The sequence below is a fragment of the Kribbella sp. NPDC004875 genome (assembly GCF_042873375.1).
GTDB lineage: Bacteria > Actinomycetota > Actinomycetes > Propionibacteriales > Kribbellaceae > Kribbella.
In genome coordinates, this window is the sequence record NZ_JBIALI010000004.1 from 252,164 (window position 1) to 278,633 (window position 26,470).

Genomic DNA, 26,470 nt, shown 5'->3' on the forward strand with positions numbered 1-26,470 from the left:
TGCAAAAGCGATGCAGCTCTGCCAGGGCAGTGTCGCACGGTGGGTGGCTCAGGTCGGTGAGGAGCCGGGCGACGGCTGCGACTCGCCGAGGTTCATGTGCCCCTGGACGATGTCGTCGGCGACATCGGTCAGCCGGCGGCCGGTGCTCCGGGCCGTCGAGCGCAGGACGGTGAACGCCTCGTCGACGTCGATGTCGAGGCTGTGGGTGAGGAAGCCCTTGGCCTGCTCGATCAGGATGCGGCTGTTCAGCGCGGTCTGCAGTTGCTCGGTGATCATCTCCTGGTGGGCCACGGTCCGCTGGTGCACGATGCCGATGGTGGCGGCGTCGGCGAGCGCTTGCCCGAGCGCGATGGTGTCGCTGTCCAGTGGCCCCACCCGGGCGCTGAAGAGGTTGACCGCTCCGAGGACCGACTCGCGCAGCCGCATCGGCAACGCCTGCACCGACCGGTATCCACCCGCGAGTGCGGCCGCGGTGAAACGCGGCCACCGCGGGTCGGGCTCTCGCAGATCCGCCCGCTGGACAGGCCGTCCGGTGTTGAACGCGTCCAGGCACGGTCCGTCGGAGTTCTGCAGCTGCGTGAGCTCCACCAGACGTGCCTGCTCGGTCGACGCGGCGACGAGATTCAGTACGCCGTGATGGTCGACGAGCAGGATGCCGCACGCGGACACCCCCAGCAGCTCGGTGCACCGGCCGGCGAGCCGGTCCAGAAACTCGATGATGTCGAAATCCTCGACGAGTGTGTCGGTCATCTCGATGAAGACTTCCCGCACCCTCCGATTAGAGGCGCCCATCACTCCTCCTGCTCTCCGTTCCTGCTCATCGGGTCGTCGGTCGACAACCGGAGGTGGCCGGTCATCACATCGGTAGCGACCTGGTGAAGTGGTCTCCCGCTGCTGTACGCCCGGGCCCGCAGGCGCGCGAGTGCGTCAGCGACCCGGATGTGCTCCTGCGCCGCGACCACCCCCGCGGCTTGATGGACCTCCGCACGACGCGCGGTGAAGGCGGCGTCGATGACGTCGGTCAGGTTTGCGCTCAGACCCTGCCGGTGGTCCAGCGCCAGCACGAACAAGGCATCTGCGAAGACCAGTGCGTCCCGCAGTTGCCCCGGTGACAACGGCCCGGCCGGACGCCGGTACACGCTGAGTACGCCGATACACGCCGCCCCGGCGCCGATCGGAAAGGCGAACAGACCCCGTACGTCGCGTTCGACGGCAGCCGGGGCGAACACCGGCCAGCGGTTCCCGGCCTCGGCGCGGCTCAGGTCATCCTCGAGCACGGGCGCGCCGGTCGAGACGGCGACCAGGTTCGGCCCCTCGCCGAGGGTGTCCTGGAGCTCGTCCAGCTCACCCACCTCGGGACCGCTGGCCAGTAAGGGTTCGAGGATCCGGCCGTCCTGGGTCATCGACAACCCGGCACCGAGCACGGACAGCGCGTTCGCACAGGCCGTCACGGCGTGCGGCAGGGACGGCGCGGCACCTTCGCTGCTGGCTGCGGCGATGATCGCACCCCACACGCGGGCGCTGCTCTCCTGCTCCACCCATTCCGTCCACACTCGTGCCATCGCGGAACGGTCGCTCCGCTCTGGTCGCCGCCCGCGCGGCCGGCGGACGTGACCGCCGCCTCGACCAACCACGTCCCGTCGTCCCCCTCCTGATGCTGCTGCTGCACGAGGAGCCCTCAGCCGGGCCCGGGACTCGCTGTCGACGCCGGACCTACGGTGGCCGGACCGACCGGCGTGCTGTCGTGCTCGAGGCGGTGGATCGCCAGGTTGAGGGTGGCAACCGCGCGCAATCGGTGGATCGTGACGCGGCGGCCGGCGATGGTCCGTAGGTGCGCGCGGGCGTGCCGTAGTACCCGCGGGTCCGGTATCCGATCGACCAGGCGGTCGGCCGCCGACGCCGGGGTCCACTCGGGACCCTGTGCGTCCCGCATCACCTGCACGATCACCCACTCGGGCGACTGCGCGGGCAACAACCGCAGCGATCTGCCGGTCGTCGCGCTCCCCGTGGCCTGCGACTGCGCGTCATCAAATGATCGGTGCACCGGGCCCTCCCCAAGGCGCTGATCTGTGGGCGCCGGGGTCTGGAGCGTGCCTCGATTAGTCCTCCCAGGTTACTGCCGGGGCCTCCCGCCCACCAGGTAGCAGGCACGCCGGCGGCAGCTCGCGCAGAGGTTCAATCGCTTGTCACAGGTCATCGATCCATGGGTGGGGCCAACGAATATCGAAGGGTCTTCCGGACGTGCTGGTTTCGCGCGGGGCACAGGGCTATCGTCAAGGTGTTGGCGGCACGCGCCCTGGACCTCGGTGCGGAGAGACTCCCGAGGAGTTGAGCGCTCGTGGCGCAACAGCAACGTTCGGATCTGCTGGATCGGCTCGCCCATTCGGAGCGACTGTCGTCCTGGCCCACGAACGAGCTGCGCGCTGCACTTGCAGTGATCGAGCTGCTCGACGCCGACCGGCCACGCTCGCGCAGCGGCGTACGCACCGTCGACATCAGGCTGGCCATCTACCGGCGCCGGCTGCAGTACGAACTCGACCGGCGCGCCGGGGTGATCGAATCGTCGGGCTCGCTCGACAGCCATTGACTTCCAGGACGGCTCGGAGGGGTGATTCGGTCCGCGGGTATCAGGGGCTCCCGCGGACCGAATCGGCTTGTACCCCCGGTCCTCGCATCTCGGCCTGAACGTTCAGGTCTCCTTGACATCCAGGGGTCGAGCGGTAGCGTTTGGTGTCCATTGAGCTGCCCTGGACCCCGGCGGCGTCGCAGCTACGTCCTGGGGGGTCAGGTGCCATCAATACATGATCGTCTCGCCGTTCTCACCGGTGTGTCCAGAGGGTACGAGGACGGCGATTGCCACGACGGCCGGGGATGAGCCGGCGATGGGGGCGGAGTACCTGGATCGGCTGGCCCGCACGCAGCGGCTCGACAACTGGGCTACCGAGGACCTGGTCGGGGCGCTCGCCACGATCGAGGAGATCGTGAACGAGCGGTGGCAGCAACGCGAGGGCCGGGCGCGGGTCCTCAACATCAGGTTGCAGATCTACCGGTTCCGCGTGCAGCGCGAACTGGACCTGCGCGGGAAGCACCGACGGCAAGCTCCGAGCTAGCCGCCACGGTCCGGTCGGAGCAGGAACGGCGTACAGGATTGGGGGCGATCATGGCCGGCGTCGAGTGGTGACAGCGGTCGGCCGGACGCTCCGGTGGGGTACCGGAGCGAGCCGGCCGTGCGCGTCAGATGTCCTCGGCGAGGGCGTGGGCGAGGGAATCGTGGTCGGGAAACGGGCCGCCGATCAGGAAGATCGGGTGGGAGAGCTGGTCCCCGAGTTGCTCGACGAGTTCTGCCTCGAGCTTGGTGCACAGGTCGTCGATCGCCTGCTCGGTCATGCCGTCGGCCCGGAAGGTCAGCTTCACCCGCCAGAGCCCGGCCCGCTGGTCGCCCGGTTCGTCGTCACTCATGGATGTCTCGCTCATTCCCCACCCCTCAGCCTGCTGCCGCGCGGCAGCACCCACCCTGGATGTGATCGTCGACCCGCAATTCCGGCCCCGGCAAGACTCAGAAATCGGCCCCGGCGGATTTCGTTGCCCCAGGCTCCGAAGCGGTTCGTGGTCCGGAGGGCCCGAGGTGATCAGGGGTGGAGTGGGGCGGTGAGCTCGACGGTGGTGCCGCGTGGTTCGTTCGGGCGGATGCTGACCGAGCCGCCGAGTGTTTCGGCGCGCTCGCGGAGGTTTCGGAGGCCGCTCTGCCGGTCGCCGGCGGCGATGCCCACTCCGTCGTCGCTGACCCGGGCGACGACCTGGTTGCCGCTCACCACCACGTCGATGGTGACCGCGGTGGCCCGTGCATGCCGTACGACGTTCGACAGCGACTCCCGGATCGTCGCCAGGATCTGCGGCCGCGCCACGGTCGGTACGACGGTGTCCAGCGGCCCCGCGCAGTTCAGCCGCGGCGCGAAGCCGAGCGGTACGGCGTACTCCGCGGCGAGCGACCGGATGTCGGCGCGCAGCGAGCTCCGGCCCGGCTGGTGCAACAGTTCGAAGATCGCCGCGCGCAGGTCCCGGATGGTGGTGTCGATGTCCTCGACGGCGTTCCGGAGCCGCTCCTGGACCTCGGGCCGGACCTGAGGCTGGATGCCCTGCAGTTGCAGGCCGGTCGCGAACAGCCGCTGGATGACGAGGTCGTGGAGATCGCGGGCGATCCGGTCCCGGTCCTCGAGGACGGCGATCATCGCCTGATCTTGCTGCGCCTGTGCCCGGTCGAGCGCCAGGGTCGCCTGGCTCGCGAACATCTTGAGCAGGTCGGTGCCTTCGGTGACACCGAGGACGGCGCCGCGCTCGGCGGCCACGAGCAGCAGCCCGCCGGGCGCGTGACTGCCGGCCGGTATCGGCGCCATGATCGTGCGCCCGAGCGACATCACCTCCGGCAGGTCGTCGACCCGACGCCCGATGTTCTTCAGAAGCTGGGCGAGATCCTCGACCACCTCCTGCTTGTCGCCGCGCGCCACGTCGCCGAGCACCGGGAAGTCGGCGGCGATCCGCCGGCCGACGTACCGCTCGAGGTCTTCGGGTCCGTCGATCGCCTCGATCGTCAGGTGGTCGTCGTCGGTCAGCAGCAGGACGCCGACCCGTGAACCGGAGACCTCGCGAGCGCGGCGGGCGATGAGCTGGAGCACGTCCTTCGGGTCGAATGCGCCGAGCATCAGCTGGGTTATCTCGGCGGTGACCTCGTGCCAGCGCCGGCGGCGTTCGGTGTCGGCGTACAGGCGGGCGTTGTCGATGACCACGCCGGCAGCGGCGGCGAGGGCGGTGACGTTGCGCTCGTCCTGCCCGGTGAAGTCCGCGCCGGAAGCCTTCTCGGTCAGGTACAGGTTCCCGAAGACCTGGTCCCGGGTCCGGATCGGGACGCCGAGGAAGCTGCGCATCGGGGGATGGTTCGGTGGGAAGCCGTAGGACTCCGGGTGCTCGGCCAGGTCGTGCAGGCGGAGCGGCGTCGGGTGCTGGATCAGCAGACCGAGCAGGCCATGGCCTTGCGGGGCCGGCCCGATCGCCGCGGACTGCTCGTCGGTGACTCCGTGCGTGATGAACCTGCTCAGACGTCTGCCGTCCCGGCCGACCACGCCGAGCGCGCCGTAGCGGGCGCCGGCGAGATCGCACGCCGCGGTCACGATCCGGTCGAGGGTACTGTTCAGATCGAGGTCCGTGCCGATCCCGACCACGGCGTCGAGCAAGGCGCGGAGCCGGTCCTGCGAGTCCATGATCTCGTCGACCCGCCCGAGCAACTCCTGCAGCAGTGCGTCGAGCCGTACGCGGGACAGACCGGCGAACCGCAGCGCTTCCTCGTCCCAGATCCGGTCAGAACTTCCCGGTGTATCGCCCACGTCACTAACCGTACGGAATTCGCTCCTCTTGAGGAACCGTCCCGGCGTTCGGGTGCGGTCGATCCGATGACGTGAGCGGACCGTCCGGCTACGCTGGGTCGCGCGAAGCAGTGGGGGACGTGTGGTGAGCGTGTGGTGAGCGTGTGGTGAGCGTGTGGTGAGCGAGGTGACATGGGGATCAAGGTGTTCCTGCTCGACGACCACGAGGTCGTCAGGCTCGGGCTGCGGCAGTTGCTCGAGAGCCAGCCGGACATAGAGGTCGTCGGCGAGGCGACGCTGGCCGCGCAGGCGATCGCGCGGGTGCCGGCGTTGCAGCCCGATGTCGCCGTACTCGACGTCCGGTTGCCGGACGGGGACGGCATCACGGTCTGCCGGGAGATCCGTTCGCTGATGACCGAGCCGCCGGCCTGCCTGATGCTGACGTCGTTCTCCGACGACGAAGCGTTGTTCACGGCAATCATGGCCGGCGCCGCCGGATACCTGCTCAAGCAGGTCAGCGGCACCGATCTGGTCGGCGCGGTACGCCGCCTGGCGGCCGGCGAATCGCTGCTGGACCCGGCGATGACGAAGGCGGTGCTCGACCGGTTGCGTCAGTCGGCCGACTCGGCCGAGGATCCGCGGTACCAGGCGCTGACCGAACAGGAACGCCGCATCCTCGACGAGATCGCCGTCGGCAAGACGAACCGGCAGATCGCGCAGAGCATGTTCCTGGCCGAGAAGACCGTGAAGAACTACGTTTCCTCGCTGCTGCGCAAACTCGACATGGAGCGCCGCACCGAGGCCGCGGTGTACGCCGTCGAGCGCGCCCGGCGGAACCCGAAACGCTGACTGCGGTTCGCGTGGCGGCTTAAGCTGCGAGCGTGCACGAGCTCGCCGTGACACAAAGCGTGGTCGAGGCGATCGTCGACAAGGTCGGCGATGTCCCGGTGGACGCCGTACGGCTGGAGATCGGGGCGCTGTCCGGGGTGGTGGCGGACTCGGTGCGGTTCTGTTTCGAGCTGGTGGCGCAGGGGACCGGGCTGGAGGGCGCGCGGTTGGACATCGACCAGCCGCCGGGGCGGGCGTACTGTCGAACGTGTGGTGACGAGTTCGGGCTGTCCGATCCGATCATGCTGTGTGCCTGCGGGAGTGCGGATCTCGCCGTCACCGACGGGGAGCAGCTGAGGATCGTCTCGGTGGAGGTGCGATGACATGTGCAGCACGTGCGGGTGCTCAGGCGCCGACGAGGGCACCCGGATCCACCTGCTGACCGCGGACCACGACCACCCACATGACCACGCCGGGCACGACCACGGTCACGAGCACGGCCACGGGCACGGTCACGAGCACAGCCACGAGAACGGGCACGACCAGCACACCATCCTGCTCGAGCAGGAGATCCTCGCCAAGAACGACCACCTGGCCGCGGTCAACCGGCGCCGCCTGACCGAGCAGAGGATCGGCGCCGTCAACCTGATGAGCTCACCCGGCTCCGGCAAGACCACGTTGCTAGAGGCAACGGTCCGCGCGTTCGCCGGCCGCCGCGAGACCCTCGTGATCGAAGGCGATCAGGAGACCTGGCTGGATGCCCGGCGGATCAGGTCCACCGGGAGCCGCGTCGTGCAGATCAACACCGGTGCCGGCTGTCACCTGGACGCGTCGATGCTGGCCGGTGGCCTCGACGAGCTGGATCCGCCCGCGGGTTCGCTGGTCTTCGTGGAGAACGTCGGCAACCTGGTGTGCCCGGCGCTGTTCGACCTCGGCGAGTCTGCCCGGGCCGTGATCATCTCGGTCACCGAAGGCGCGGACAAACCCGCCAAGTACCCGTACATGTTCCGCGAGGCCGACCTCGTGCTGCTGAACAAGATCGACCTACTCCCGTACGTCGACTTCGACGTGGACCTCTGCCTCGACCTGATTCACCGCCTGAACCCACAGGCCGAACTGCTGCACGTCTCCGCGACCAAGGGCACCGGCCTCGACGCCTGGTACGACTGGCTCGACGCGCTGCGTTAGCAGATCCGTGGCAGCTGTTCCCCGATCGGAGTGTCGACGACCCTGGTCGCGCCGAACGCCGTCCGCGTGACCACCAGGCCCGCATGCTCCTCGACGCACTCACCGATGACGGCGGCGTCCGCGCCGAGCGGATGCGCCCGCAGGGCCGCGAGTACGGCGTCCGCGTCGCCGGGCGCGACGAACGCGAGCAGCTTGCCTTCGTTGGCGACGTACAACGGATCGAGCCCGAGGAACGCACACGCGTTCGCGACCGTCTCGGGGATCGGCAGGTTCCGTTCGCTGAGCTCGATTCCGACCGTGGACGCCTGCGCGATCTCGTTGAGTGACGTGGCGACGCCGCCGCGGGTCGGATCGCGCAGGACGTGCAGGTCGTGCGTGACGTCGAGCATCGCGGCGACCAGACCGTTCAGCGGCGCGCAGTCGCTGACCACCTCGGTCCCGAACGAGATCCCCTCGCGCACACTCATGATCGCGATCCCGTGCACCCCGATCTCGCCGCTGACGATCACCACGTCACCGGGCCGGGCGCGCTGCGGGCGGATGTCGACGTCGTCGGCAACCAGTCCGAGCCCGGCCGTGTTGAGGTAGACGCCGTCCCCGTGACCGGCGTCTACGACCTTGGTGTCACCGGTCGCGACCTGCACTCCGGCGCGACGGGCGGCATCGCCGAGGTCGGTGGCGATCCTCCCGACCACCGACAGCTCGACGCCTTCCTCGAGGATGAAGCCACAGGACAGGTACGACGCCTGCGCGCCACTCATCGCCAGGTCGTTGACCGTCCCGTTCACCGCCAGGTGACCGATGCTGCCACCGGGGAAGAACAGCGGCTGGACGACGAACGAGTCGGTGGAGAAGGCGAGTTTCGCGCCGCCGACGTCGACGACGGCGGAGTCGGCCAGCCCGGCGAGCACGGGGTTCCCGAAGGCCGGGACGAACAGGTGCTCGATCAGTTCACCGGACATCTGCCCGCCACCACCGTGGCCCATCACGACGTTCGGGTGATCGCGCAACGGCATCGGGCAGGTCCAGTTGCTGAAGTCCGGTGCCGTGATCGGCTCAGCCACGGCTGGTCACCGCCTCGGGTGTCTGCAGCCGTCGGTACAGGTAGTACGCGGCGCAGGCGCCCTCGCTGGACACCATGGTCGCGCCGAGCGGGTTCCGCGGCGTACAGAGGGTTCCGAAGGCTGCGCACTCGTGTGGCTTGATCAGCCCCTGGAGCACCTCACCGCTGCGGCAGACGGTGGACTCCTGCGTGGCGATGTCTCCGACCTGGAAGCGGTACTCCGCGTCGTACTCGCGGTACCTCTCGGACAACCGCCAGCCGCTCTGCGGAATCATGCCGATGCCGCGCCAGGCCCGGTCGGTGGTTTCGAAGACGTCGGCCAGCATCGCCTTCGCCGCCGGGTTGCCCTCGTCGCGGACGGCCCGCCGATAGGCGTTCTCCACCGTGTGCTCGCCGTTCTCCAACTGCGTCACGGTACGCAGGATCCCGGCCAGGATGTCGAGCGGCTCGAACCCGGTGACCACGATCGGCACGCCGTACTTGCCGGCGAGCTCGGGGTATTCCGCCGTACCCATCACGCTGCACACGTGGCCGGCGGCCAGGAAGCCCTGGACCCGGCAGTCCGGCGACTGCATGATCGCCTCGATCGCCGGCGGGACGCGGACGTGCGAGACGAGCAGGCTGAAGTTCGCGATGCCGAGCTTCCTGGCCTGGTAGACGGTCATGGCGTTCGGGGGTGCCGTGGTCTCGAACCCGATGCCGAAGAAGACCACCTGCCGGTCCGGGTTCTGCTGCGCGATCCGGAGCGCGTCGAGCGGCGAGTAGACGACCCGTACGTCGCCGCCCTGGCTCTTGATCCGGAACAGGTCACGGCCGCTGCCTGGGACCCGGAGCATGTCGCCGAACGAGCAGAAGACGACGTCCGGCCGCGAGGCGATCTCCAGGGCCTTGTCGATCACCTCGAGCGGCGTCACGCAGACCGGGCAGCCGGGACCGTGGATCATCTCGACACCGTCGGGCAGCAGCTGGTCGATGCCGTGCCGGACGATCGTGTGCGTCTGCCCGCCGCAGACCTCCATCATCGCCCATGGCTTGGTGGCGGTGGCGTGGATCTGGTCGACCAGTCGCTTGGCCAGCTGGGGGTCGCTGAACTCGTCGAGGTACTTCATCGCGGCGTCCTCTCATCGGTACCGGGCGGCCGGCGTTCCCCGGCCTGCCGGGCCGCCAGCCCCCACTGGTCGCCGAACTCCTCCTCGAGCGCGCCGAGCTTGCGGTAGAGCTCGAGGGACTGCAGCGCGGACTCCTCGTCCAGCCGCTGCAGTGCGAAGCCGACGTGGACGATCGTGTACTCGCCGACCTCCAGGTCAGGCAGGTACTCCAGACACACTTCCTTCAGGACTCCGCCGAAGTCCACGGTGCCCATCCGGGTTCCGTCCTGCTCCCGGATCTCCTTCACTTGTCCTGGTACCGCGAGACACATGGTGACCCTCCTTGTGGGTGCCGGCGGCCACAGCCAGCTGCCCGAGCGCGAGGCCAGCGTCGGTCGGCGGCACCCGCCGCGGCCGCAGGACGGCGAAGTCCGCCCGGGCCAGCGCACGGCAGGTTGCCGAGAGCAACAGCTGGTTGACGAAGACGCCGCCGGACACGGCGACGGTGTTGAGCTGCGTACGGTTGCGAACGTCCGCGGCCACGGCCACGATCAGATCCGCGACGGCTCGGTGGAACCGGGTACTCACGATGGACGCCGGTACGCCGTCGAGCACGTCACGGCACACCGCCGCGAGCAGCGGCCCCGGATCGATGTCGCTGCCGTTGCACGCGAAGTCGTACTGCCCGGACGCTTTGACCGCCCGGCCTTCGAGTTCGATCGCGGCTTGGGCCTCGTACCCGACGCGCTGACAGACGCCGGCGAGCGCCGAGACCGCGTCGAAGAGTCGCCCCATGCTGGACGTGGGCGCGCAGGCGAGGTTGCGGTCGAGTTGGGCGGCGAGCAACTCGCGCTCCTCGTCCGAGCACGCGGCGACCGCGGGCAGCCGCGGGTCCCACGGCAGCCCGGCCGCGCGCAGGTGGGACAGCGCCATCCGGCACGGGTTCCGGACACCGGCATCACCACCTGGCAGCTGGACGTAGCGGAGGTGGGCGTAGCGCTCGAAGCCGGAGTACGTCGCGAGCAGTACCTCGCCGCCCCACACCGCACCGTCGGCGCCGTACCCGGTCCCGTCGAACGCGAAGCCGATCACCGGTTGCTCGTCGTCGTAGCCGTTTTCGGTCATCACCGACGCGAGGTGCGCGTGATGATGCTGTACGCCGACAACTGGCCGGCCGCCCGCCTTGCGGAGCGCCCACTGGCGGGAGCGGTACGACGGATGGTTGTCGGTGATCAAGAGCTCGGGACGGACCCCGCTCAGCATCTCGAGGTGCTGCTCGGCCCGCTCGAGGGCGTCGATCGTCGCCAGACTGTCAAGGTCGCCGACATGGCCGGAGAGCCAGGCGTACCCACCGTCCGCCAGGCAGAAGGTGTTCTTCAGGTCGCCACCGAGCGCGAGCGCCGGGCGGACCGGTCGGCGCAGGTCGATCGGCAGCGGCGCGTACCCGCGGGACCGCCGGATCGGGAGCTCGGTACCGTCGACGATCCGGATGACCGAGTCGTCGCACGGCACCTGGATCGGGCGGTCGTGCCCGAGCCAGGCGTCGACCAGACCGTCGAGTCTGGTCAGCGCATCGTCGTCGCCGGTGACGATCGGCTCACCGGCCAGGTTGCCGCTGGTCATCACGAGAACCGCCGGTCCGGTGCTCTCGAAGAGCAGGTGGTGCAAAGGCGTGTACGGCAACATCACGCCGAGATCCGGGTTGCCGGGGGCAACACTGTCGGCAACACACGAGCCTGCTCGCTTCCTGAGCAGCACGATCGGGCGGCGCCGGCCGGTCAGCAGCTCCCGCTCGGCATCGTTGACCTCGGCAATCGCACGGACGGTGCCGACCCCGGAGGCCATCACCGCGAACGGCTTGTTGCCCCGATCCTTCCGGTGCCGCAACGTGGCGACCGCGGTCTCGTTGCCGGCATCACACGCCAGATGGAATCCGCCCAGTCCCTTGACCGCAAGGATCGCGCCGCTACGCAGCAGCTCCTGCGCCGCGGTCAGCGCGGCCTCGGCGTACGACGGACCGTGGCCGGCTCGCGTGAGCTGGAGGCGGGGACCGCAGACCGGGCAGGCGGTCGACTGTGCGTGGAAGCGGCGGTCGGACGGATCGCCGTACTCGCGGGAGCAGGCGGCGCACAACGGGAAGCCGGCCATCGTGGTGGCGGGGCGGTCGTAGGGCAGGCCGGTGACCATTGTGAAGCGTGGACCGCAGTTGGTGCAGCTGATGAAGGGGTAGCGGAACCGCCGGTCCCTGGGGTCGCGGAACTCCGCCAGACAGTCTGGGCACGTCGCGAGGTCGGGGGAGACGAGGGTACGGCCCGGTCCACCGGTCGACTCCAGGATGCGGAAGTCGGTACCGCCGCGCGCTGGGACAGTGGTCGCGTGGACGCCGGTCACGACCGCGAGGGCCGGCGCCTCGGCAGCGATCCGCTGCTGGAACACAGCGACCGCGGATGGATCGCCTTCGACCTCGGCGAGCACGCCGTCCGCGCAGTTGGACACCTGACCGGCGAGCCCGAGCTCCCGGGCGAGGGCATAGACGAACGGCCGGAACCCGACGCCCTGGACGACACCTGTCACACCGAGGCGTAGCCGGACACGGGCCGGATCTGTCGTGACATTCACCCCCGGAATCGTGAATTGTCCGAGAGAAGTACCGAATTCGGTGATCACCGGACTCTTTTCCTGCAGATTAGACCCGGTCGCCGGAAATCGGCAGGTCAGGGCCCGAAAATCTGCTCGACCCGGCGGAGGTCGCGCAGTCGCGGTTCGGTGTCGCCGCGTAACCAGCGGCTGATCGTCCGGACCGAGACGCCGACCCGGCGGGCGGCCGCCTGCTGGGAGAGGCCTTGCTGACGGAGTACTCCGGTGAACCAGGCCGCGAACGGTTCGGGGGAGCGGCCGGCCAGCCGGTCCGCGATCTCGCCCTGCCGGACGGGTGCGCCGTGCAGGACCTCGACCTCCACCGTGTCCGGGAGAATCCGCACGGTGACGTCGAAGAAGCCGTTCGGCGGGCCCGCGGCGGCGAGCAGCGCGGCGGTGATGGAGTGGTAGAGCGCCCGGCGCTCGGCCGGCTCGAACCCGGCCGGTCCGACGGCTTCGCGGACGAACAGCTCGGCGTCCGGGATCGCGCCCGGACGCGCCGGGAAGGTCTGGGTGACGACGACCACCGGCGAGACGACGGTGGTGTCGTCAGGGTCTTCGGACGCGGATTTGGCAGGCATTCTCGGGCCGGTTCTGGGAGGATTTCACGATACCGCCGGTGCCGTCGGCCGGGAGAATCCGGAATATCCGGAAATCCGCGATTCCACGATTTCCGGACCCGGACATAAATACCTGACACAAGTGTCTGTCCGGGTCCGCGGTCCGGACGTACGGTCACAAGGGGAGCCCCGACCACCTGATGATGTCGGTAGGAGGCGAGCGCACGTGTCGACGACGCTGGAGCCGGAGCAGGCGCAGGAGACGGCCGAGGAAGCCGCGGTCCACATCCTCTGGATGAACGGCGGACTCAGCTGCGACGGCGACTCGGTGGCCCTGACCGCGGCCACGCAACCGAGTATCGAGGAGATCGTCCTCGGCGCGCTGCCCGGACTGCCGAAGATCGCCGTGCACTGGCCGCTGATCGACTTCGAGTGCGGCCCGGAGACCGGCGCGGACAACTTCATCGAGTGGTGGCACAAGGCCGACCGCGGTGAGCTCGAACCGTTCGTGCTGGTGGTCGAGGGCTCGATCCCGAACGAGGCGATCAAGCCGGAGGGCTACTGGGCGGCGTTCGGCAACAACCCCACGACGGGCCAGCCGATGCGGACTTCGGAGTGGCTGGACCGGCTGGCGTCCAAGGCCACCGCGATCGTTGCCGTCGGCACCTGCGCGACGTACGGCGGCATCCACGCGATGGCCGGGAACCCGACCGGCGCGATGGGGGTTCCCGACTACCTCGGGTGGGGCTGGAAGTCGAAGGCCGGTCTGCCGATCGTCTGTGTGCCGGGCTGCCCGATCCACCCCGACAACCTGTCCGAGACCCTGGTCTACCTGCTGTACCAGGTGGCGGGTCAGGCGCCGATGATCCCGCTGGACGCCGAACTGCGCCCGCAGTGGCTGTTCGGTGCCACGGTGCACGAGGGCTGCGACCGGGCCGGGTACTACGAGGAGGGTGACTTCGCCAAGGAGTACGGGTCGGCGAAGTGCCTGGTGAAGCTGGGCTGCTGGGGCCCGGTGGTGAACTGCAACGTGCCGAAACGCGGCTGGATCAACGGCGTCGGCGGCTGCCCGAACGTCGGCGGGATCTGTATCGCGTGCACGATGCCCGGGTTCCCGGACAAGTTCATGCCGTTCATGGACGAGCCCGGTGGAGCACGGGTGTCGACGACGGCCAGCGTCGTCTACGGCACCGCGATCCGGCGGCTGCGCAAGTACTCCCAGAGCCGGAAGAACAAGGAGCCGAAGTGGCGGCACAAGGGGTCGTCGCTCGACACCGGATACCAGAAGGTCTGGTGACTCACGATGACCACCACCGCACCGAAGACCGGCGGCGAGGCCGGCGTCACGCCCGAGTCCGACGTCGTCGAGATGGCCTGGGACCCGATCACCCGGATCGTCGGCAGCCTCGGGATCTACGCGAACGTCAACTTCAAGTCCAAGACCGTCGAGGAGTGCCACAGCACCTCGTCGATCTTCCGTGGTTACAGCATCTTCATGAAGGGCAAGGACCCGCGCGACGCGCATTTCATCACCAGCCGGATCTGCGGGATCTGCGGCGACAACCACGCGACGTGTTCGGTGTACGCGCAGAACATGGCGTACGGCGTCGCGCCGCCGCACCTCGGCGAGTGGATCGTCAACCTGGGCGAGGCCGCGGAGTACATGTTCGACCACAACATCTTCCAGGAGAACCTGGTCGGCGTGGACTACTGCGAGCGGATGGTGAAGGAGACGAATCCCGGCGTACTCGAGCTGGCGAACCGGACCGAGGCGCCGCACGCCGGCGACCACGGGTACAAGACGATCGGCGACATCATGCGGTCGCTGAACCCGCTCGAGGGCGAGTTCTACCGCGAGGCGCTGCACGTCAGCCGGTACACCCGCGAGATGTTCTGCCTGATGGAGGGCCGGCACGTGCACCCGTCGACGCTCTATCCCGGTGGCGTCGGGACGGTCGCGACGATCCAGTTGTTCACCGACTACCTGACCCGGCTGATGCGCTACATCGAGTTCATGAAGAAGGTCGTGCCGCTGCACGACGACCTGTTCGACTTCTTCTACGAGGCGCTGCCCGGCTACGAGCACGTCGGCGAGCGGCGCGTGCTGCTCGGCTGCTGGGGCAGTCTGCAGGACCCGGAGATCTGCGACTTCCGGTACCGGACGATGCCCGAGTGGGGCCGCCGGATGTTCGTCACGCCGGGCGTGATCGTCGACGGTGAGCTGGTGACCAACAACCTGGTCGACATCAACCTCGGCCTGCGGATCCTGCTCGGCAGCTCGTACTACGACGACTGGGCCGACGGCAGTCACGAGAAGTTCGTCGACGTGGATCCGCTCGGCAACCCGGTCGACGTCCGGCACCCGTGGAACCAGCACACGCTGCCGAAACCGCAGAAGCGTGACTTCGCCAACGCGTACAGCTGGACGATGTCGCCGCGCTGGTTCGACGGCAAGGACCATCTGGCGCTGGATACCGGCGGTGGCCCGATCGCACGGCTGTGGTCGACGGCGCTGTCCGGGCTGGTCAACACACCGAACGTCCAGGCGACAGGTCACAGCGTGAAGATCCAGCTGCCGCGGACCGCGTTGAAGCCCGCGACGGAGTACGAGTGGCAGATCCCGCGCTGGAGCAACGCGATCGAGCGGAACCGCGCGCGAACCTACTTCCAGGCCTACTCCGCGGCGCTCGCACTGCACTTCTGCGAGCAGGCGATGGCCGAGGTACGTGCCGGCCGGACCGAGACCTGGACCCCGTTCACGGTTCCGGACGAGGCGATCGCCTGCGGCTTCACCGAGGCGGTGCGCGGGGTGTTGTCGCACCACGTGGTGATCCGGGGCGGGAAGATCGCGAACTACCATCCGTACCCGCCGACACCGTGGAACGGCAGCGTCCGGGACAGCTACGGGACGCCGGGTCCGTACGAGGACGCCGTACAGAACACGCCGATCTTCGAGGAGAACCCGCCGGACCGGTTCAAGGGTATCGACATCATGCGGGCCGTCCGCAGCTTCGACCCGTGCCTGCCGTGCGGCGTGCACATGTTCGTCGGGAACGGACGGGAGAAGACCCACTTGCACTCGCCGACCGTAGCGGTCAAGCCGTACTGACATGGGTACGGACCTGGACCGCTCCGGCGACGCGGCGGCCGTGCAACGGGTGGCCGAGCGCATCGACACCCTGCTCGACGAGCTGCACCGGCAAGCCCCGCCCGAGCTGAGCTCGAGCGTCGAAGAGCTGCTCCAGGCCGTGCTGTCCCTCCACAGCACCGGCCTGGAGCACTTGGTCGAACGGCTCGGTCCGGCGAAGGTCCGGGAGTTGGCCGAGGACGAGCTGATCGCCGGCCTGTTGCTGCTGCACGACCTGCATCCGGACGACGCGGCGACCCGGATCCAGGCCGCTCTCGACGGGGTCCGTCCGTATCTCGGCTCGCACGCCGGCGGCATCGACTACCTCGGACTCGACGATGCCGGAGTCGTCCACCTGCGACTGCAAGGCAGTTGTGACGGTTGCCCGGGCTCGACGGCGACCGTGCGACTGGCGGTGGAGAACGCCGTACTCGAGGCGGCTCCGGAGGCAGTCGCTGTCGATGTGGAGGGGATGGTCGAGGAGCGCCGGCCGCTGCTGACGATCGAACCGTTCCGGCCGCGCGAGGACTGGCATCAATTCAGCACCGCACCACCTGCCGGCGGGGTTGACGAATTCGCCGACCTCGATCTCGTCGTGGCGAACCCCGGCGAGGGTTTGTTTGCCTACCGCAACCGCTGTGCGGCGTGCACGTCGAGCCTGCGGAACGGCTCGCTCGAAGGGGACCGGCTGACGTGTCCAGGGTGCGGTGCGCGGTACGACGTACGCCTGGCCGGGAGGTCGCTCGACGGGGGTGAACCGCTGCAGGCGTTGCCGCTGCTACCGGAGGGTGAAGGCTGGAAGGTCGCCGTACCGAGGAGGCAACCGGTGTGAGGACCAGTTCGGCGCTGCGTTCGCTGGCGCGCGGCAAGCCGGCGCGGCCCGGTCCGGCCGAGGTGCTCGGGCGGTTCACGGCGGGGGAGCGGGCGCGGGGTGCGCCTGGTGAGCGGTGCGAGCTGTGTGCGGTGCCGATCGGCGTGAACCATCCGCACGTTGCCGACGTACCCGATCATCGGCTGCTGTGTACGTGCCGTCCGTGCTACCTGCTGTTCAGTACGACGGCCGCGTCGCGAGGTCACTATCGAGCGGTCCCGGAGACCTACCGCTCCTGTCCGGGGTTCGCGATGTCAGCCGGCCAGTGGGACGCGCTCGGAATTCCGGTGGCACTCGCCTTCCTGTTCCGGCAGTCGGACGGCGACAAATGGGTCGCGTTCTATCCGAGCCCCGGGGGAGCGACCGAATCGCTGCTCGACCTGGCCGGATGGGACGAGGTCGTGGCCGCCAACCCGGTCCTCGGAGCGCTCGTGCAGGACGTCGAGGCGGTGTTGCTGCGGCGTACCGCCGACGACTTCGAGTGCTACCTGGTGCCGATCGACGCGTGCTACGAACTGGTCGGGCTCGTTCGTCAGTACTGGCAGGGATTCGCGGGCGGCGAAGAGGTCTGGCAGCGGATCGACGACTTCTTCGCACGGGTGCGGGACCGGTCCGATGACTGACCTCGAGTTCACCTGCGTCGACGCCGTCGCCGACCGGTACGCCGCGACGCCGACGATCCAGCTGCGGCTCCGGATCGCGGAGACCACGGGTACGCCGGTGCACACGCTCGCGCTGCGGACCCAGGTCCGCATCGAGCCGATCCGGCGCCGGTACGACGACGCCGAAGTGGACGCGCTGACGGACCTGTTCGGCGATCGCTCGCGGTGGGGCGAGACGCTGAAGCCGCTGCAGCTCGCCTTCGTGTCCCAGTTGGCGCCGAGTTTCACGGGAACGACGGAGATCGACCTGGCGCTGCCCTGTAGCTACGACTTCGATGTTGCCGCGCACAAGTATCTCTACGCACTCCGCGACGGCGCGGTGCCGCTGCTGTTGCTGTTCAACGGCACGATCTTCACGGGTCGGCCGGGCACGATCGCCGTCACCCCGGTCGCCTGGCGGAAAGAAGCGTCGTACCAGCTGCCGGTCGCGGTCTGGCGGGAGGCGATGGAGCAACACTTCCCGGGCGCGGCCTGGCTGCGGCTGCATCGCGACACTTTCGACCGGCTGTACCGGTACCGCGTGCGGCAGGCGCTGGGGACCTGGGACGAGGCGATCGAGCGGCTGCTGAAGGACGACGGATGAGCGACATGTTCGACGAGGTCCAACAGGTCGCGGACGCGATCCTGTTCGAGGGGTACGTCCTGTACCCGTACCGCGCCTCCTCGGGCAAGAACCGGGTGCGCTGGCAGTTCGGCGTACTGATGCCGCCCAGCTATGCGCGGGTCGACCCGTCGGAGCGCACCTGGTCGCAGACCGAATGCCTGGTCGACGGGGAGTGCGACGAGCTGACGATCAGGCTGCGGTTCCTGCAGGCCCAGCACCGGGTCGCCGTCGATTCGTCCGGCCGTGAGGTGCCGGCTCTGCACGTCGGCGATGCGACGTACGTGGCGTGGGACGAGGCGGTGGAGCAACACGTCGACGTCAGCTGCGCTCCGGCGGACCTGCCGTGCGAGGTTCCGTTCAGGATCGAGGGCGGCGTCGCGATCGAGGCGCTGGACGGTGGTGTGCTCCGGCGGACGCGGTCGCCGCTGACGGGCGTGGTCTCGCTCGCCGCCGAGCGCTTGTCCGGACCGTACGGCGTCACGCGGCTCAGCGTGCGCGTCGAGAACCGAAGTACGTCGGACGCCACCACCCGGGAGGACGCGCTGCAGGACGCGTTGATCGCCCACCACCTGCTGATCGCCGGCGGCCGGTTCGTCTCGTTGCTCGAACCACCCGAGTGGGCGACGGCGTACGTCGCGGGCTGTGAGAACGTCGGTGCCTTCCCGGTGCTCGCGGGTGACGTCCTGTTGTCGTCCCCGATCATCCTGTACGACCATCCGCGGATCGCCCCCGAGAGTCAGGGCGACCTGTACGACGCGACCGAGATCGACGAGATCCTGAGTCTGCGGACGATGACCCTGACGGACGCCGAGAAGCGTGAGGTGCGCGGTACCGATCCGCGCGCGGCCGGCCTGCTCGACCGGGTGGACTCGATGCCGCAGGAGATCCTGGACCGGCTGCACGGCACGGTCCGCTACCTGCGGCGGGTGAGCGAGCCACCGCCGGCCGATGCACCCTGGTGGGACCCCGGCAACGACTCGTCGGTCTCCCCAATGACAGACACGGTCACGGTCGACGGCGTACCGGTGCGGAACGGCAGCCGGGTGCGGTTGCGGCCAGGTGCGCGCCGCGCCGACGCGCAGGACATGTTCCTGGCCGAGCGAGTCGGGACCGTCGCGGCGGTGCTCGCGGACGTCGACGGCGAGACGCATGTCGCGGTGGCGCTCGACGGACCCGAGGGCGAGGTACAGCGGGCGCACGGTCGCTACCTGTACTTCGCACCGGACGAGCTGGAGCCGCTGCGATGACCGCGCGCATCCTGGTGGCGGGCCTGGGCAACCTGTTCTGCACCGACGACGCCTTCGGGGTCGAGGTGGTACGGCGGCTCGCCGCGCGATCGTGGCCGCCGGGCGTCGAGATCCAGGACTTCGGCATTCGCGGTATCCACCTCGCGTATCAGCTGCTCGAGCCGTACGAACTCGTCGTACTGATCGATGCCGTACATCGGGACGCCCCACCCGGGACGCTCTATGTGATCGAAGCGGAGCCGGTGGAGGAGACGGCCGAAGCGAGCATGGATGCGCACGATCTCAGTCCGGACGCCGTGCTCTCGCTGGTGCCGCAATTGGGTGGCACGCTGGGACGAGTGGTGGTGGTCGGATGCGAGCCGGCCGACCTCGATGCCGGGATGGAGCTGACCCCGGCGGTCGCGGGGGCGGTCGAGCAGGCGGCGACGCTGGTGACCGAGTTGGTGCTCGGCGTACCGGAGGAGGTGTGAGATGTGCCTGGGGATTCCGGGACGGATCGTCTCGGTACCGGCCGGTGCCGCGCTCGGTGACGTCGAGGTCGCTGGTGTGGTCCGTGAGATCAACTTCGGTCTGCTGGACGGACCGTTCGTACCTGGTGAGTACGTGCTGATCCACAGCGGTTTCGCACTGGAACGGATGGACGCCGAGCAGGCGGCGGACGCGTTGGCCTTCTTCGCCGGTGAGCCGTCCACGCGGCCATGACCAGCGGAGCGGTCCTGTTCGTCCGGTACGCGCTCGCGCCGAACCGGCTCGGGTACTGCGGTCCCGCCGACAGCGACATGTTCTTCCAGTACGGCGTACACGGCCGGGTGGACCCTGGATTCGGCCGGCTTGCCCGCCAGTTCGAGGGCGCCTGGCCGCAGTTGTCGCTGATCGCGGCGAGCACTGGTACGTCGGAGCCCCTCGACCGCGAGGTGGTCGAGGCGTACTGGGTCGGCAACCGCCTGCTCGACCGGATTCGCGTCGGCGCCGACGAGGAGGGCCTGCCGCACCACAGTCACCAGGTCTTTCGGGTCTACCCGTGGGCCGCTCTGCTCCCGGACGAACGGACGCAGGCGCAGGCGTTGCGAGTGCTCGATCAGTGCCGGATCCGCTGGGGGCAGGTCGTCGCCGATCTCGGTGCCGAAGTCGTGGTCAGCTCGCGGCCGCTGGTGTGGAACGGGTACAACCTGGAACTCGGCCGGTTAAGGCAGGAGACTGTTGCGCGCGGCATCGATGGCGTCAGTCTGGTCGGGCGTCTGCAGCCGGGTGAATGGGTGTCGCTGCACTGGGACTGGATCTGCGACCGCCTCACGGCGGAGCAGGTCGCCGCGCTCCGCCGGTACTCCGCTCACAATCTGCGCTTGGCCAATCGCGACCTCGCCACCGAGGTTCGCGACGTCAGCGATGGGTCTGCTTCGCGGGGATATCCGGCCCGAGGATGAGGTGCGCGTCGGCTGACTGGGCGTCGCGGCCGGCCACCGAGCGACCGAGCGACGGGTTGTGGTCCGGTTCCCAGCGGGTCGGCTGCTCGGTGAGCCCGAGCAGGTAGGTGACCGTGCATTCGAGGGCGACCGCCAGGTCGGGCAGGCGGCAGACGTCCACACCCGCACCGTGCTCGAAGCTGCTCAGCGTCTTGTTGGTGGTGCGCACACCGCGGCGCGCCAAGCGGGTGACCACCTGCTTCTGCGTCAGGCCCAACTGCAGTCGCCGGGACCGCAGGCGCTGGGTGACCAGCAGATGCCGGTCCACCGCGGGATGATTCGGTTGGTCGAACATGCGAGACCTCCCCCGTACCTTGCCACCCTCCTCCGGTGCCGGTCGTGCGTCAATCGCTCGCCGGCCCCATGTCCGCGAGCGGGTGCACGGTGTACCGGGCGAAGTTGAACACCGGCGCCGTGGCGAGCAAGCGCTCGAACTCCTCGTGCGAGTCCACGTCGTAGATCCAGGCGCCACCGTGCGATCCGACCACGTGGTACCGCGCCAAGACCTTCCCCGCCTGTTCCAGTTTCTCGCCGTACGCCGGCATGCCGCCGACCGCCCGAGCCATCTCCGGCGACAGCAGACTCAACTCCATCTGCCACAGCACGAGAAACTTCATTGCACTCTTTGTAACCCCGGCTCGCCAACCGGGGAAGGGATCGCCGCCCTTGCGCGTCGTCGACCCCGGTGCCACGCTGAGTTGTACGCCGCCGATCGCGGGAGGGGACCGCGGGGGTTTCTGGGCGGCATCGAGTGCCGGCGGGGCCGGTTGGGGATGGTCGTTCCCCGGCACTCCGAGGAGATGGCATGGGGAGCAGAGAGCAGGAGCCCGGCCGTCCGGGTGGTCGGGCGGAGGACCGGCGCCGTCAGTTCGAGGACTCGCGCGGACTGACAGAGCATCGCGAGCTCTCCCTCGACGACGACTCGGCCGAGGACCCAGCTGCCGAATCGGCTGCCGACTCAGCCGATGACGAAAACGGTGACTCGGTCGATGACACGGCCGACGACGCAGATGCCAGCGACTCAGATGCCGACGCCGAGGATCAGGAGTAAGACAGCAGGGGGGCGACAGACATGAAGGGTCCGACAGACGTCGAGGAGCGCGAGGGCGAGCTGGCCGCCAGCGGCCGTGCCGCGGGGGAACGCGGTGTCCGCCGGAAGGTCTTCCTCCGGCAGGAGGCGTTCCTGGACGCCCGCGGCCTGAGCTACGAGGCGCAACCGCTAGAGATCGCTGACGCCGAGGTACCGCCGACGACAGGACAGTCCTACGTACAGGCGATGCGCGACCGCGCGACGATGCTCGGAGCCGCACCGCCACCAGCAGAGCTGACCTGGCGTTCGCTGGGGCCCGCCGGGATCCCGCACGGCCAGACGTACGGCACCGGACCCGGCAGTTCCGTGACGGTGAGCGGACGGGTTCCCGCAATCGCCGTCGACCCGAACAACCCCGCCCGGCTGCTGGTCGGCAGCGCCGCCGGCGGGATCTGGGAGACACGCGACGGCGGCATGCACTGGGCGCCGCGGACCGATGACCAGCCGACGTTGTCGATCGGTGCGCTGGCCTTCGACCCGTCCGATGTGTCCACGGTCTACGCGGGCACCGGCGAGGGCAACTCGGAGTACGCCAGTCTCGGCCAGGGACTTCTGGTCTCGCACGACGGTGGTTCGAGCTGGACGCAGGTCGCCGAGCAGGTGTTCGCCGGCGTGGGCTTCTACAAGATCGCCGTGGATCCGGCCGGCGGCGGTCGGTTGCTCGTCGCAACGACCGGCGGCGCCGCCGAGACGCCCGACGGTGGCGCCACGTGGTCCTTGCTGCACCGGGGACTGACCTGGGACGTCTCGCTCGCCCAGCATCACGCGGGCGCGGAGGAGATCCTGCTCGCCGCGCCTGACGGACTGTTCGCCGTGCAGAACGGTGGCGCGTTCGCGAAGGTCAACCTGCCGGGCCTGCCGGCGCTGGACGCACGCCGCGAGCGGATGGCCGTCGCGCACGTCCCGTCCGACCCAGGGCAGGCGTTCGTGTTCGCGGCGACCGGAGGAGTGGCGAGGCTCTGGCATCGGCCCGGCCGCACCGCGCCTTGGGCCCGCATCGACCTGCCGTCGTTCAGCCTCGGCCAGCTGGTCGACGACGTCCTCGCCGTGGACCAGGCCGCGTACGACTGGTACGTCGCGGTGCCTGGTGACGGCGACACCACGGTCTACCTCGGCGCGAAGGAGCTCGTGCGCGGGGTGCGAACTGGAGACAAGTGGGAATGGGAGGACATTTCCACCCGGATCGATCAGGGCGACTCGATCCACCCGGATCAGCACACGATGGCGTTCGACCCCTCGAATCCGGCGGTGATCTACGCCGGCAGCGACGGCGGCATCTTCCGGAGCCCGGACGGTGGCGACACCTGGCGTCCGCTGAACGCGGGGCTCGCGATCAGCGAGGTCGAGTACCTGACGCAGCGGCCGGACGAGCAGATCTGGATGCTGGCCGGGCTGCAGGACAACGGCACGATCCGCCGCCAGTCGCCCGACCTGTGGACGCAGGTAGGTCTGGGGGACGGCGGCGACTGCGGGACCGACATGTCGCATCCCGACACCTGCTACCACTCCTACTACCACATGCACCTGGAGCGTTCGGACCACCGCGGGGACCCCGCCAGCTGGAAGCGGGTGACTCCTCCTGGTGATCCCAATGCGCCGCAGCAGCTGTTCTATCCACCGGTGGAGGTCAACGGTTCGGTGGTGGTCAAGGCGGGGCACACCGTGCATCTCTCGCGGGACGCCGGGAGGAACTGGAACGACATCGACCTGGAAGGCGGCCAGCGGTCGATCGCCTCGGCCCTCGCCATCCCGGACCCGGACACCGTGCTGGTCGGCACGATCGAGGGCGACGTCAGCCGGATCGTCTTCGCGAACGGGAAGTGGAGCGACCCCACGACGCTCGCCCGCCCGCGCAACGGCTGGATCAGCGACCTGCTGGTCGACCCGCGGAACGCGCACCGGTACTGGGTGACGTTCTCCAACCCGGGTGCGGTGTTCCGGTCCGACGACGACGGCGCGCACTGGACGGACGTGACCGCGAACCTGCCGGCCATCCCCGTGAACGCGGTCATCACCGATCCCGGCCGTGACGATCGGCTCTGGGTTGCCTGCGACGTCGGAGTGTTCGAATCCGTCGACGCCGGCGGCCACTGGGCGGTCTACGGCACCGGCCTGCCGAACAGCCTGGCGGTCGACCTGCTGTTCCACGAAGCCGCCCATGTACTTCGGGTCGGAACCCGCAGCCGCGGTGTCTGGGAGGTGCCGGCATGATGCGGTCACATTCCGTCGTACGAACCCGCTTCTGGTGGCAGGCCGGCTTCTCCGCGGCGGCCTTGGTCCTGGCGTTGGTGACACTGATCAGCCGTGAATGGATCGAACTCCTCACCGGCTGGGACCCGGACCGCGGCAGCGGCACGGTGGAGTGGGTGATCGTCTCCGTCCTGGCCGTCGTCGCCGTCGCTCTCGGTGCCGCGGCCCGCCGCGAATGGCACCGTACACATCCCGTTGTCACCGACTGAACAGGCAGTAGCAGTCTCATCAAGGGCGGCCGCAAAATGGCCGCCCTTGATGTCGCCCGGCGATGTCAAGAACCCGCGACCGGCTCCGACCAGAGGGCAAACACACTCTGAAGGAGCCGGAAATGCGCAAGATCATCTACTGGGTACACACCTCGATCGACGGGTTCGTGGACGGGCCGAACGGCGAGTTCGACTGGCCGGTGATGGGGCCGGAGCTGTCGGCGTACTCCGAGAATCTGGACAAGCACGTCGACACCCTGCTGTTCGGCCGGCCGGTCTGGGAGATGATGGTCGGCTTCTGGCCGAACGCCGAGTCGATCACCGACGACCCGCACACGGCCGCGTTCGCGCCGTTCTGGCGGGCCACGCCGAAGATCGTGTTCTCCCGCGGCTATCACGGCGACGAGTGGACGAGCCGGGTGATCAGCGGGGACCTGGCGCGACAGGTCGCCGAACTGAAGGCCGAGCCGGGGCAGGACCTCCTGCTCACGGGCGGGTCGGCGCTGGCGGGAGCACTGGCCGACCTGGGCCTGATCGACGAGTTCCACATCGCGGTGCACCCCGTCGTCCTCGGCGGCGGTCGTCCGCTGTTCCCGAACCCCGCGAGCCGGCGCGGCCTGCGGCACGTCGACACGGTGGTGGTCGACGGTCAGGTCGTGGTCTCGCACTACCAGCCCCTTGCCCGGTCTGCCGCCTGAATCGCTTCGGAGAGAACTGACATGACTACCAAACCCGAGCCTGTCGAGGCTCTGGTGAGCCGGTCGCGCAGTCCGCGCCTTGCGCTCGCGCTGCTGTCCCTGCCGTCGCTGCTGATCGCGATCGACATCAGCGTCCTCGGTGTCGCGCTGCCACGGATGGCCGCGGACCTGCGGCCGTCGCCGACCGAACTGCTGTGGATGAACGACATCTACGGGTTCATGGTCGGCGGCACGATGGTCACGATGGGGGCGGTGGGGGACCGGATCGGCCGGCGGCGACTGATCGTCGTCTGCGCCGCGGTGTTCGCGCTCGCCTCGGCCGTCGCCGCGTTCTCGACCGCGCCCTGGATGATCATCGCCACCCGGGCGGTGATGGGCATCGCGGGCGCGGCGATCATGCCGGCCTCGATGGCGCTCATCGGTCAGCTGTTCCCGGATCCGAAGCGCCGGGTTTCCGCGATGGGTGCCTACATGACCTGCTTCCTCGCGGGGATGGCGGTCGCGCCGCTGATCGGTGGCGTGATGCTGCAGTTCTGGTGGTGGGGATCGGTGTTCCTGCTCGGCGTACCGGTGATGGTGGTGACCGTGCTGGCGGCGCCGCGGCTGCTGCCCGAGTCGCAGACTCAGGTCACGGCACCGATCGATCTGCGCAGCGCCGCCCTCTGCCTCGCCGCGATCCTCTCGCTGGTGGCCACGCTCAAGTGGGCGGTCAACGGTGCGACCGTGTGGGAAGCGGTCGGTCTCGGAGCGATCGGCCTGGTCCTGGGCGTGCTGTTCGTACGGCGTCAGCGCGCGCTCGAGCATCCACTGGTCGATCTGTCGCTGCTGCGGCGGCCCGGCGTGAGCCGTGCGATGTGGGTGCTGTTCCTGACCGCTCTGCTGATGGGCGGCACATCGATCTTCGCGGCGTTCTACCTGCAGTCGGCGCTCGGCCTGGCGCCGCTGACCGCGGCGCTGTGGATGGTCCCGTCGATGATCGCGATGATCATCGCGTCGAACGCCGGCCCCTGGCTCGGTCACCGGTTCCAGCCGAGGTACGTCGTACTCGGTGGTCTGCTCGTGATGGCTGCCGGATTCGTGCCGTTCGCGCTGCTCCCGACCGGGCGGTCCGGGATCGCCGTCGTGGTGTGCGGGTCCGTGCTGACGACGGCCGGTATCGGGGCCGCGTTCCCGTTCCTGATGAACGACATCATCTCGCACGCACCACAGGAACAGGCCGGCTCGGCCGCGTCACTCGCGCAGACGGCGAACGAGATCGGGATCGCTACCGGCCTGGTCGTCCTCGGCAGTCTGGCGACCGTCGTGTACCGGTCCAGCCTGTCCACCGTGGCGGGGCACGCGGACGGTTCCTGGGTCGACGGGTTCCGGCTCGCTGCCACGGGCCACGATGCCGTGCTTCTGGATCAGGTCCGTACTGCGTTCGTCGACGGCTACCGTGCCGCGGGACTCGCTGGGGTCGTGACCATGGCGCTCGTGCTGGTGTTGTTCCTGCTTCCGGAACGCCGCCGTGCTGCCTGAATCGTGGGCG

Annotated in this window: 31 protein-coding genes; 19 read left to right on the forward strand and 12 right to left on the reverse strand. The window is 69.1% G+C overall.

Annotated elements, in window-relative coordinates; all coding sequences use genetic code 11:
* Positions 1–48: 48 nt before the first annotated feature.
* The 3 genes from ACFYRH_RS23490 to ACFYRH_RS23500 form a co-directional block, all read right to left on the reverse strand.
* A complete protein-coding gene (locus ACFYRH_RS23490) occupies positions 49–771 on the reverse strand; it encodes an ANTAR domain-containing protein (RefSeq protein ID WP_387778979.1) in 723 nt (240 codons plus the stop codon).
* 20 nt (positions 772–791) lie between these two features.
* Positions 792–1,562: an ANTAR domain-containing protein gene (locus ACFYRH_RS23495; RefSeq protein ID WP_387778982.1), complete on the reverse strand. Its 771-nt coding sequence runs from the start codon at positions 1,560–1,562 to the stop codon at positions 792–794.
* 116 nt (positions 1,563–1,678) lie between these two features.
* Entirely contained in the window at positions 1,679–2,044 is a 366-nt protein-coding gene (locus tag ACFYRH_RS23500; RefSeq protein WP_387778985.1) for a hypothetical protein, read from the reverse strand.
* Between the two features lie 294 nt (positions 2,045–2,338).
* Here ACFYRH_RS23500 and ACFYRH_RS23505 point away from each other — a divergent pair, with 294 nt between their 5' ends.
* Both ACFYRH_RS23505 and ACFYRH_RS23510 read left to right on the forward strand, forming a co-directional pair.
* Positions 2,339–2,587, forward strand: coding sequence for a hypothetical protein (locus ACFYRH_RS23505; RefSeq protein WP_387778988.1), 249 nt, complete (start codon positions 2,339–2,341; stop codon positions 2,585–2,587).
* A gap of 295 nt (positions 2,588–2,882) precedes the next feature.
* Positions 2,883–3,110, forward strand: a complete 228-nt coding sequence (locus ACFYRH_RS23510) for a hypothetical protein (protein ID WP_387778991.1) — start codon at positions 2,883–2,885, stop codon at positions 3,108–3,110.
* A gap of 124 nt (positions 3,111–3,234) precedes the next feature.
* Here the strand turns inward: ACFYRH_RS23510 and ACFYRH_RS23515 are convergent, their stop codons facing one another.
* Complete coding sequence (locus ACFYRH_RS23515) at positions 3,235–3,459, reverse strand: hypothetical protein (protein ID WP_387778994.1); 225 nt, start codon at positions 3,457–3,459, stop codon at positions 3,235–3,237.
* Between the two features lie 170 nt (positions 3,460–3,629).
* Entirely contained in the window at positions 3,630–5,378 is a 1,749-nt protein-coding gene (locus ACFYRH_RS23520) for a GAF domain-containing protein (RefSeq protein ID WP_387778997.1), read from the reverse strand.
* Positions 5,379–5,549: 171 nt separating this feature from the next.
* Between ACFYRH_RS23520 and ACFYRH_RS23525 the strand changes: the two genes are divergently transcribed.
* Genes ACFYRH_RS23525 through hypB form a run of 3 tightly spaced genes read left to right on the forward strand, consistent with a single transcriptional unit; the run spans position 5,550 to position 7,373 of the window.
* A complete protein-coding gene (locus tag ACFYRH_RS23525; protein WP_387779000.1) occupies positions 5,550–6,206 on the forward strand; it encodes a response regulator in 657 nt (218 codons plus the stop codon).
* 32 nt (positions 6,207–6,238) lie between these two features.
* Positions 6,239–6,568, forward strand: a complete 330-nt coding sequence (locus tag ACFYRH_RS23530) for a hydrogenase maturation nickel metallochaperone HypA (protein ID WP_387779003.1) — start codon at positions 6,239–6,241, stop codon at positions 6,566–6,568.
* Between the two features lies 1 nt (position 6,569).
* Positions 6,570–7,373, forward strand: a complete 804-nt coding sequence (gene hypB / locus ACFYRH_RS23535; protein WP_387779006.1) for a hydrogenase nickel incorporation protein HypB — start codon at positions 6,570–6,572, stop codon at positions 7,371–7,373.
* Here the strand turns inward: hypB and hypE are convergent.
* The 5 genes from hypE to ACFYRH_RS23560 form a co-directional block, all read right to left on the reverse strand.
* A complete protein-coding gene (gene hypE / locus ACFYRH_RS23540) occupies positions 7,370–8,437 on the reverse strand; it encodes a hydrogenase expression/formation protein HypE (protein WP_387779009.1) in 1,068 nt (355 codons plus the stop codon). The two genes, hypB and hypE, sit on opposite strands and share 4 nt — an antisense overlap.
* Positions 8,430–9,545 carry a hydrogenase formation protein HypD gene (gene hypD, locus ACFYRH_RS23545; protein WP_387779012.1) on the reverse strand — a complete coding sequence of 372 codons (1,116 nt, stop codon included), beginning with the start codon at positions 9,543–9,545 and terminating at the stop codon, positions 8,430–8,432. The genes hypE and hypD overlap by 8 nt, the downstream gene beginning before the upstream one ends.
* The gene (locus tag ACFYRH_RS23550) at positions 9,542–9,799 is read right to left on the reverse strand and encodes a HypC/HybG/HupF family hydrogenase formation chaperone (protein WP_387779015.1); all 258 of its coding nucleotides are present in this window, start codon (positions 9,797–9,799) and stop codon (positions 9,542–9,544) included. Before ACFYRH_RS23550 ends, hypD begins: the two co-directional genes overlap by 4 nt.
* Entirely contained in the window at positions 9,741–12,143 is a 2,403-nt protein-coding gene (hypF, locus tag ACFYRH_RS23555) for a carbamoyltransferase HypF (RefSeq protein ID WP_387779018.1), read from the reverse strand. The genes ACFYRH_RS23550 and hypF overlap by 59 nt, the downstream gene beginning before the upstream one ends.
* Positions 12,144–12,238: 95 nt before the next feature.
* Entirely contained in the window at positions 12,239–12,742 is a 504-nt protein-coding gene (locus tag ACFYRH_RS23560; RefSeq protein WP_387779021.1) for a helix-turn-helix domain-containing protein, read from the reverse strand.
* 205 nt (positions 12,743–12,947) lie between these two features.
* On the opposite strand from ACFYRH_RS23560, the gene ACFYRH_RS23565 reads away from it, so the two are divergent.
* The 9 genes from ACFYRH_RS23565 to ACFYRH_RS23605 are packed head-to-tail and all read left to right on the forward strand — an operon-like array spanning position 12,948 to position 20,656.
* On the forward strand, positions 12,948–14,018 hold the full coding sequence (locus tag ACFYRH_RS23565; RefSeq protein ID WP_387779024.1) for a hypothetical protein: 1,071 nt from the start codon (positions 12,948–12,950) through the stop codon (positions 14,016–14,018).
* Between the two features lie 6 nt (positions 14,019–14,024).
* Positions 14,025–15,830 carry a nickel-dependent hydrogenase large subunit gene (locus ACFYRH_RS23570; RefSeq protein WP_387779027.1) on the forward strand — a complete coding sequence of 602 codons (1,806 nt, stop codon included), beginning with the start codon at positions 14,025–14,027 and terminating at the stop codon, positions 15,828–15,830.
* A 1-nt stretch (position 15,831) separates the two neighbouring features.
* On the forward strand, positions 15,832–16,680 hold the full coding sequence (locus ACFYRH_RS23575; RefSeq protein WP_387779030.1) for a NifU family protein: 849 nt from the start codon (positions 15,832–15,834) through the stop codon (positions 16,678–16,680).
* Entirely contained in the window at positions 16,677–17,342 is a 666-nt protein-coding gene (locus tag ACFYRH_RS23580; protein WP_387779032.1) for a DUF5947 family protein, read from the forward strand. The genes ACFYRH_RS23575 and ACFYRH_RS23580 overlap by 4 nt, the downstream gene beginning before the upstream one ends.
* Positions 17,335–17,964 carry a DUF6084 family protein gene (locus ACFYRH_RS23585; RefSeq protein WP_387779036.1) on the forward strand — a complete coding sequence of 210 codons (630 nt, stop codon included), beginning with the start codon at positions 17,335–17,337 and terminating at the stop codon, positions 17,962–17,964. Before ACFYRH_RS23580 ends, ACFYRH_RS23585 begins: the two co-directional genes overlap by 8 nt.
* Positions 17,961–19,232, forward strand: coding sequence for a hypothetical protein (locus ACFYRH_RS23590; protein WP_387779038.1), 1,272 nt, complete (start codon positions 17,961–17,963; stop codon positions 19,230–19,232). The genes ACFYRH_RS23585 and ACFYRH_RS23590 overlap by 4 nt, the downstream gene beginning before the upstream one ends.
* On the forward strand, positions 19,229–19,702 hold the full coding sequence (locus ACFYRH_RS23595; protein ID WP_387779041.1) for a hydrogenase maturation protease: 474 nt from the start codon (positions 19,229–19,231) through the stop codon (positions 19,700–19,702). The genes ACFYRH_RS23590 and ACFYRH_RS23595 overlap by 4 nt, the downstream gene beginning before the upstream one ends.
* 1 nt (position 19,703) lies before the next feature.
* Positions 19,704–19,934 carry a HypC/HybG/HupF family hydrogenase formation chaperone gene (locus tag ACFYRH_RS23600; RefSeq protein WP_387779044.1) on the forward strand — a complete coding sequence of 77 codons (231 nt, stop codon included), beginning with the start codon at positions 19,704–19,706 and terminating at the stop codon, positions 19,932–19,934.
* On the forward strand, positions 19,931–20,656 hold the full coding sequence (locus ACFYRH_RS23605; RefSeq protein WP_387779047.1) for a DUF6390 family protein: 726 nt from the start codon (positions 19,931–19,933) through the stop codon (positions 20,654–20,656). The genes ACFYRH_RS23600 and ACFYRH_RS23605 overlap by 4 nt, the downstream gene beginning before the upstream one ends.
* Here ACFYRH_RS23605 and ACFYRH_RS23610 read toward each other — a convergent pair.
* Both ACFYRH_RS23610 and ACFYRH_RS23615 read right to left on the reverse strand, forming a co-directional pair.
* Positions 20,613–20,990: a helix-turn-helix domain-containing protein gene (locus ACFYRH_RS23610; protein ID WP_387779050.1), complete on the reverse strand. Its 378-nt coding sequence runs from the start codon at positions 20,988–20,990 to the stop codon at positions 20,613–20,615. The two genes, ACFYRH_RS23605 and ACFYRH_RS23610, sit on opposite strands and share 44 nt — an antisense overlap.
* A gap of 49 nt (positions 20,991–21,039) precedes the next feature.
* The gene (locus ACFYRH_RS23615; RefSeq protein ID WP_387779053.1) at positions 21,040–21,312 is read right to left on the reverse strand and encodes a muconolactone Delta-isomerase family protein; all 273 of its coding nucleotides are present in this window, start codon (positions 21,310–21,312) and stop codon (positions 21,040–21,042) included.
* Between the two features lie 188 nt (positions 21,313–21,500).
* Here ACFYRH_RS23615 and ACFYRH_RS23620 point away from each other — a divergent pair, with 188 nt between their 5' ends.
* The 5 genes from ACFYRH_RS23620 (at position 21,501) to ACFYRH_RS23640 (ending at position 26,460) form a co-directional block, all read left to right on the forward strand.
* Positions 21,501–21,746, forward strand: coding sequence for a hypothetical protein (locus tag ACFYRH_RS23620; protein WP_387779056.1), 246 nt, complete (start codon positions 21,501–21,503; stop codon positions 21,744–21,746).
* Positions 21,747–21,767: 21 nt separating this feature from the next.
* Positions 21,768–23,996: a hypothetical protein gene (locus ACFYRH_RS23625; RefSeq protein WP_387779059.1), complete on the forward strand. Its 2,229-nt coding sequence runs from the start codon at positions 21,768–21,770 to the stop codon at positions 23,994–23,996.
* Positions 23,993–24,244 (forward strand): hypothetical protein, encoded by a 252-nt coding sequence (locus tag ACFYRH_RS23630; RefSeq protein ID WP_387779062.1) that lies wholly within the window; start codon positions 23,993–23,995, stop codon positions 24,242–24,244. The genes ACFYRH_RS23625 and ACFYRH_RS23630 overlap by 4 nt, the downstream gene beginning before the upstream one ends.
* A 122-nt stretch (positions 24,245–24,366) precedes the next feature.
* Positions 24,367–24,942: a dihydrofolate reductase family protein gene (locus tag ACFYRH_RS23635; protein ID WP_387779065.1), complete on the forward strand. Its 576-nt coding sequence runs from the start codon at positions 24,367–24,369 to the stop codon at positions 24,940–24,942.
* Positions 24,943–24,963: 21 nt separating this feature from the next.
* Positions 24,964–26,460 (forward strand): MFS transporter, encoded by a 1,497-nt coding sequence (locus tag ACFYRH_RS23640; protein ID WP_387779068.1) that lies wholly within the window; start codon positions 24,964–24,966, stop codon positions 26,458–26,460.
* The last annotated feature ends 10 nt before the right edge of the window (positions 26,461–26,470 follow it).

Excerpts from the sequence above, each read along its gene's own strand:
- ACFYRH_RS23495 (WP_387778982.1), bottom strand. The coding sequence starts at position 1,562 with ATGGCACGAGTGTGGACGGAATGGGTGGAGCAGGAGAGCAGCGCCCGC.
- ACFYRH_RS23510 (WP_387778991.1), top strand. The coding sequence starts at position 2,883 with ATGGGGGCGGAGTACCTGGATCGGCTGGCCCGCACGCAGCGGCTCGAC.
- ACFYRH_RS23515 (WP_387778994.1), bottom strand. The coding sequence starts at position 3,459 with ATGAGTGACGACGAACCGGGCGACCAGCGGGCCGGGCTCTGGCGGGTG.
- ACFYRH_RS23525 (WP_387779000.1), top strand. The coding sequence starts at position 5,550 with ATGGGGATCAAGGTGTTCCTGCTCGACGACCACGAGGTCGTCAGGCTC.
- hypB (WP_387779006.1), top strand. The coding sequence starts at position 6,570 with ATGTGCAGCACGTGCGGGTGCTCAGGCGCCGACGAGGGCACCCGGATC.
- hypD (WP_387779012.1), bottom strand. The coding sequence starts at position 9,545 with ATGAAGTACCTCGACGAGTTCAGCGACCCCCAGCTGGCCAAGCGACTG.
- ACFYRH_RS23550 (WP_387779015.1), bottom strand. The coding sequence starts at position 9,799 with ATGGGCACCGTGGACTTCGGCGGAGTCCTGAAGGAAGTGTGTCTGGAG.
- ACFYRH_RS23560 (WP_387779021.1), bottom strand. The coding sequence starts at position 12,742 with ATGCCTGCCAAATCCGCGTCCGAAGACCCTGACGACACCACCGTCGTC.
- ACFYRH_RS23570 (WP_387779027.1), top strand. The coding sequence starts at position 14,025 with ATGACCACCACCGCACCGAAGACCGGCGGCGAGGCCGGCGTCACGCCC.
- ACFYRH_RS23575 (WP_387779030.1), top strand. The coding sequence starts at position 15,832 with ATGGGTACGGACCTGGACCGCTCCGGCGACGCGGCGGCCGTGCAACGG.
- ACFYRH_RS23585 (WP_387779036.1), top strand. The coding sequence starts at position 17,335 with ATGACTGACCTCGAGTTCACCTGCGTCGACGCCGTCGCCGACCGGTAC.
- ACFYRH_RS23590 (WP_387779038.1), top strand. The coding sequence starts at position 17,961 with ATGAGCGACATGTTCGACGAGGTCCAACAGGTCGCGGACGCGATCCTG.
- ACFYRH_RS23595 (WP_387779041.1), top strand. The coding sequence starts at position 19,229 with ATGACCGCGCGCATCCTGGTGGCGGGCCTGGGCAACCTGTTCTGCACC.
- ACFYRH_RS23600 (WP_387779044.1), top strand. The coding sequence starts at position 19,704 with ATGTGCCTGGGGATTCCGGGACGGATCGTCTCGGTACCGGCCGGTGCC.
- ACFYRH_RS23605 (WP_387779047.1), top strand. The coding sequence starts at position 19,931 with ATGACCAGCGGAGCGGTCCTGTTCGTCCGGTACGCGCTCGCGCCGAAC.
- ACFYRH_RS23610 (WP_387779050.1), bottom strand. The coding sequence starts at position 20,990 with ATGTTCGACCAACCGAATCATCCCGCGGTGGACCGGCATCTGCTGGTC.
- ACFYRH_RS23615 (WP_387779053.1), bottom strand. The coding sequence starts at position 21,312 with ATGAAGTTTCTCGTGCTGTGGCAGATGGAGTTGAGTCTGCTGTCGCCG.
- ACFYRH_RS23620 (WP_387779056.1), top strand. The coding sequence starts at position 21,501 with ATGGGGAGCAGAGAGCAGGAGCCCGGCCGTCCGGGTGGTCGGGCGGAG.
- ACFYRH_RS23625 (WP_387779059.1), top strand. The coding sequence starts at position 21,768 with ATGAAGGGTCCGACAGACGTCGAGGAGCGCGAGGGCGAGCTGGCCGCC.
- ACFYRH_RS23630 (WP_387779062.1), top strand. The coding sequence starts at position 23,993 with ATGATGCGGTCACATTCCGTCGTACGAACCCGCTTCTGGTGGCAGGCC.
- ACFYRH_RS23635 (WP_387779065.1), top strand. The coding sequence starts at position 24,367 with ATGCGCAAGATCATCTACTGGGTACACACCTCGATCGACGGGTTCGTG.
- ACFYRH_RS23640 (WP_387779068.1), top strand. The coding sequence starts at position 24,964 with ATGACTACCAAACCCGAGCCTGTCGAGGCTCTGGTGAGCCGGTCGCGC.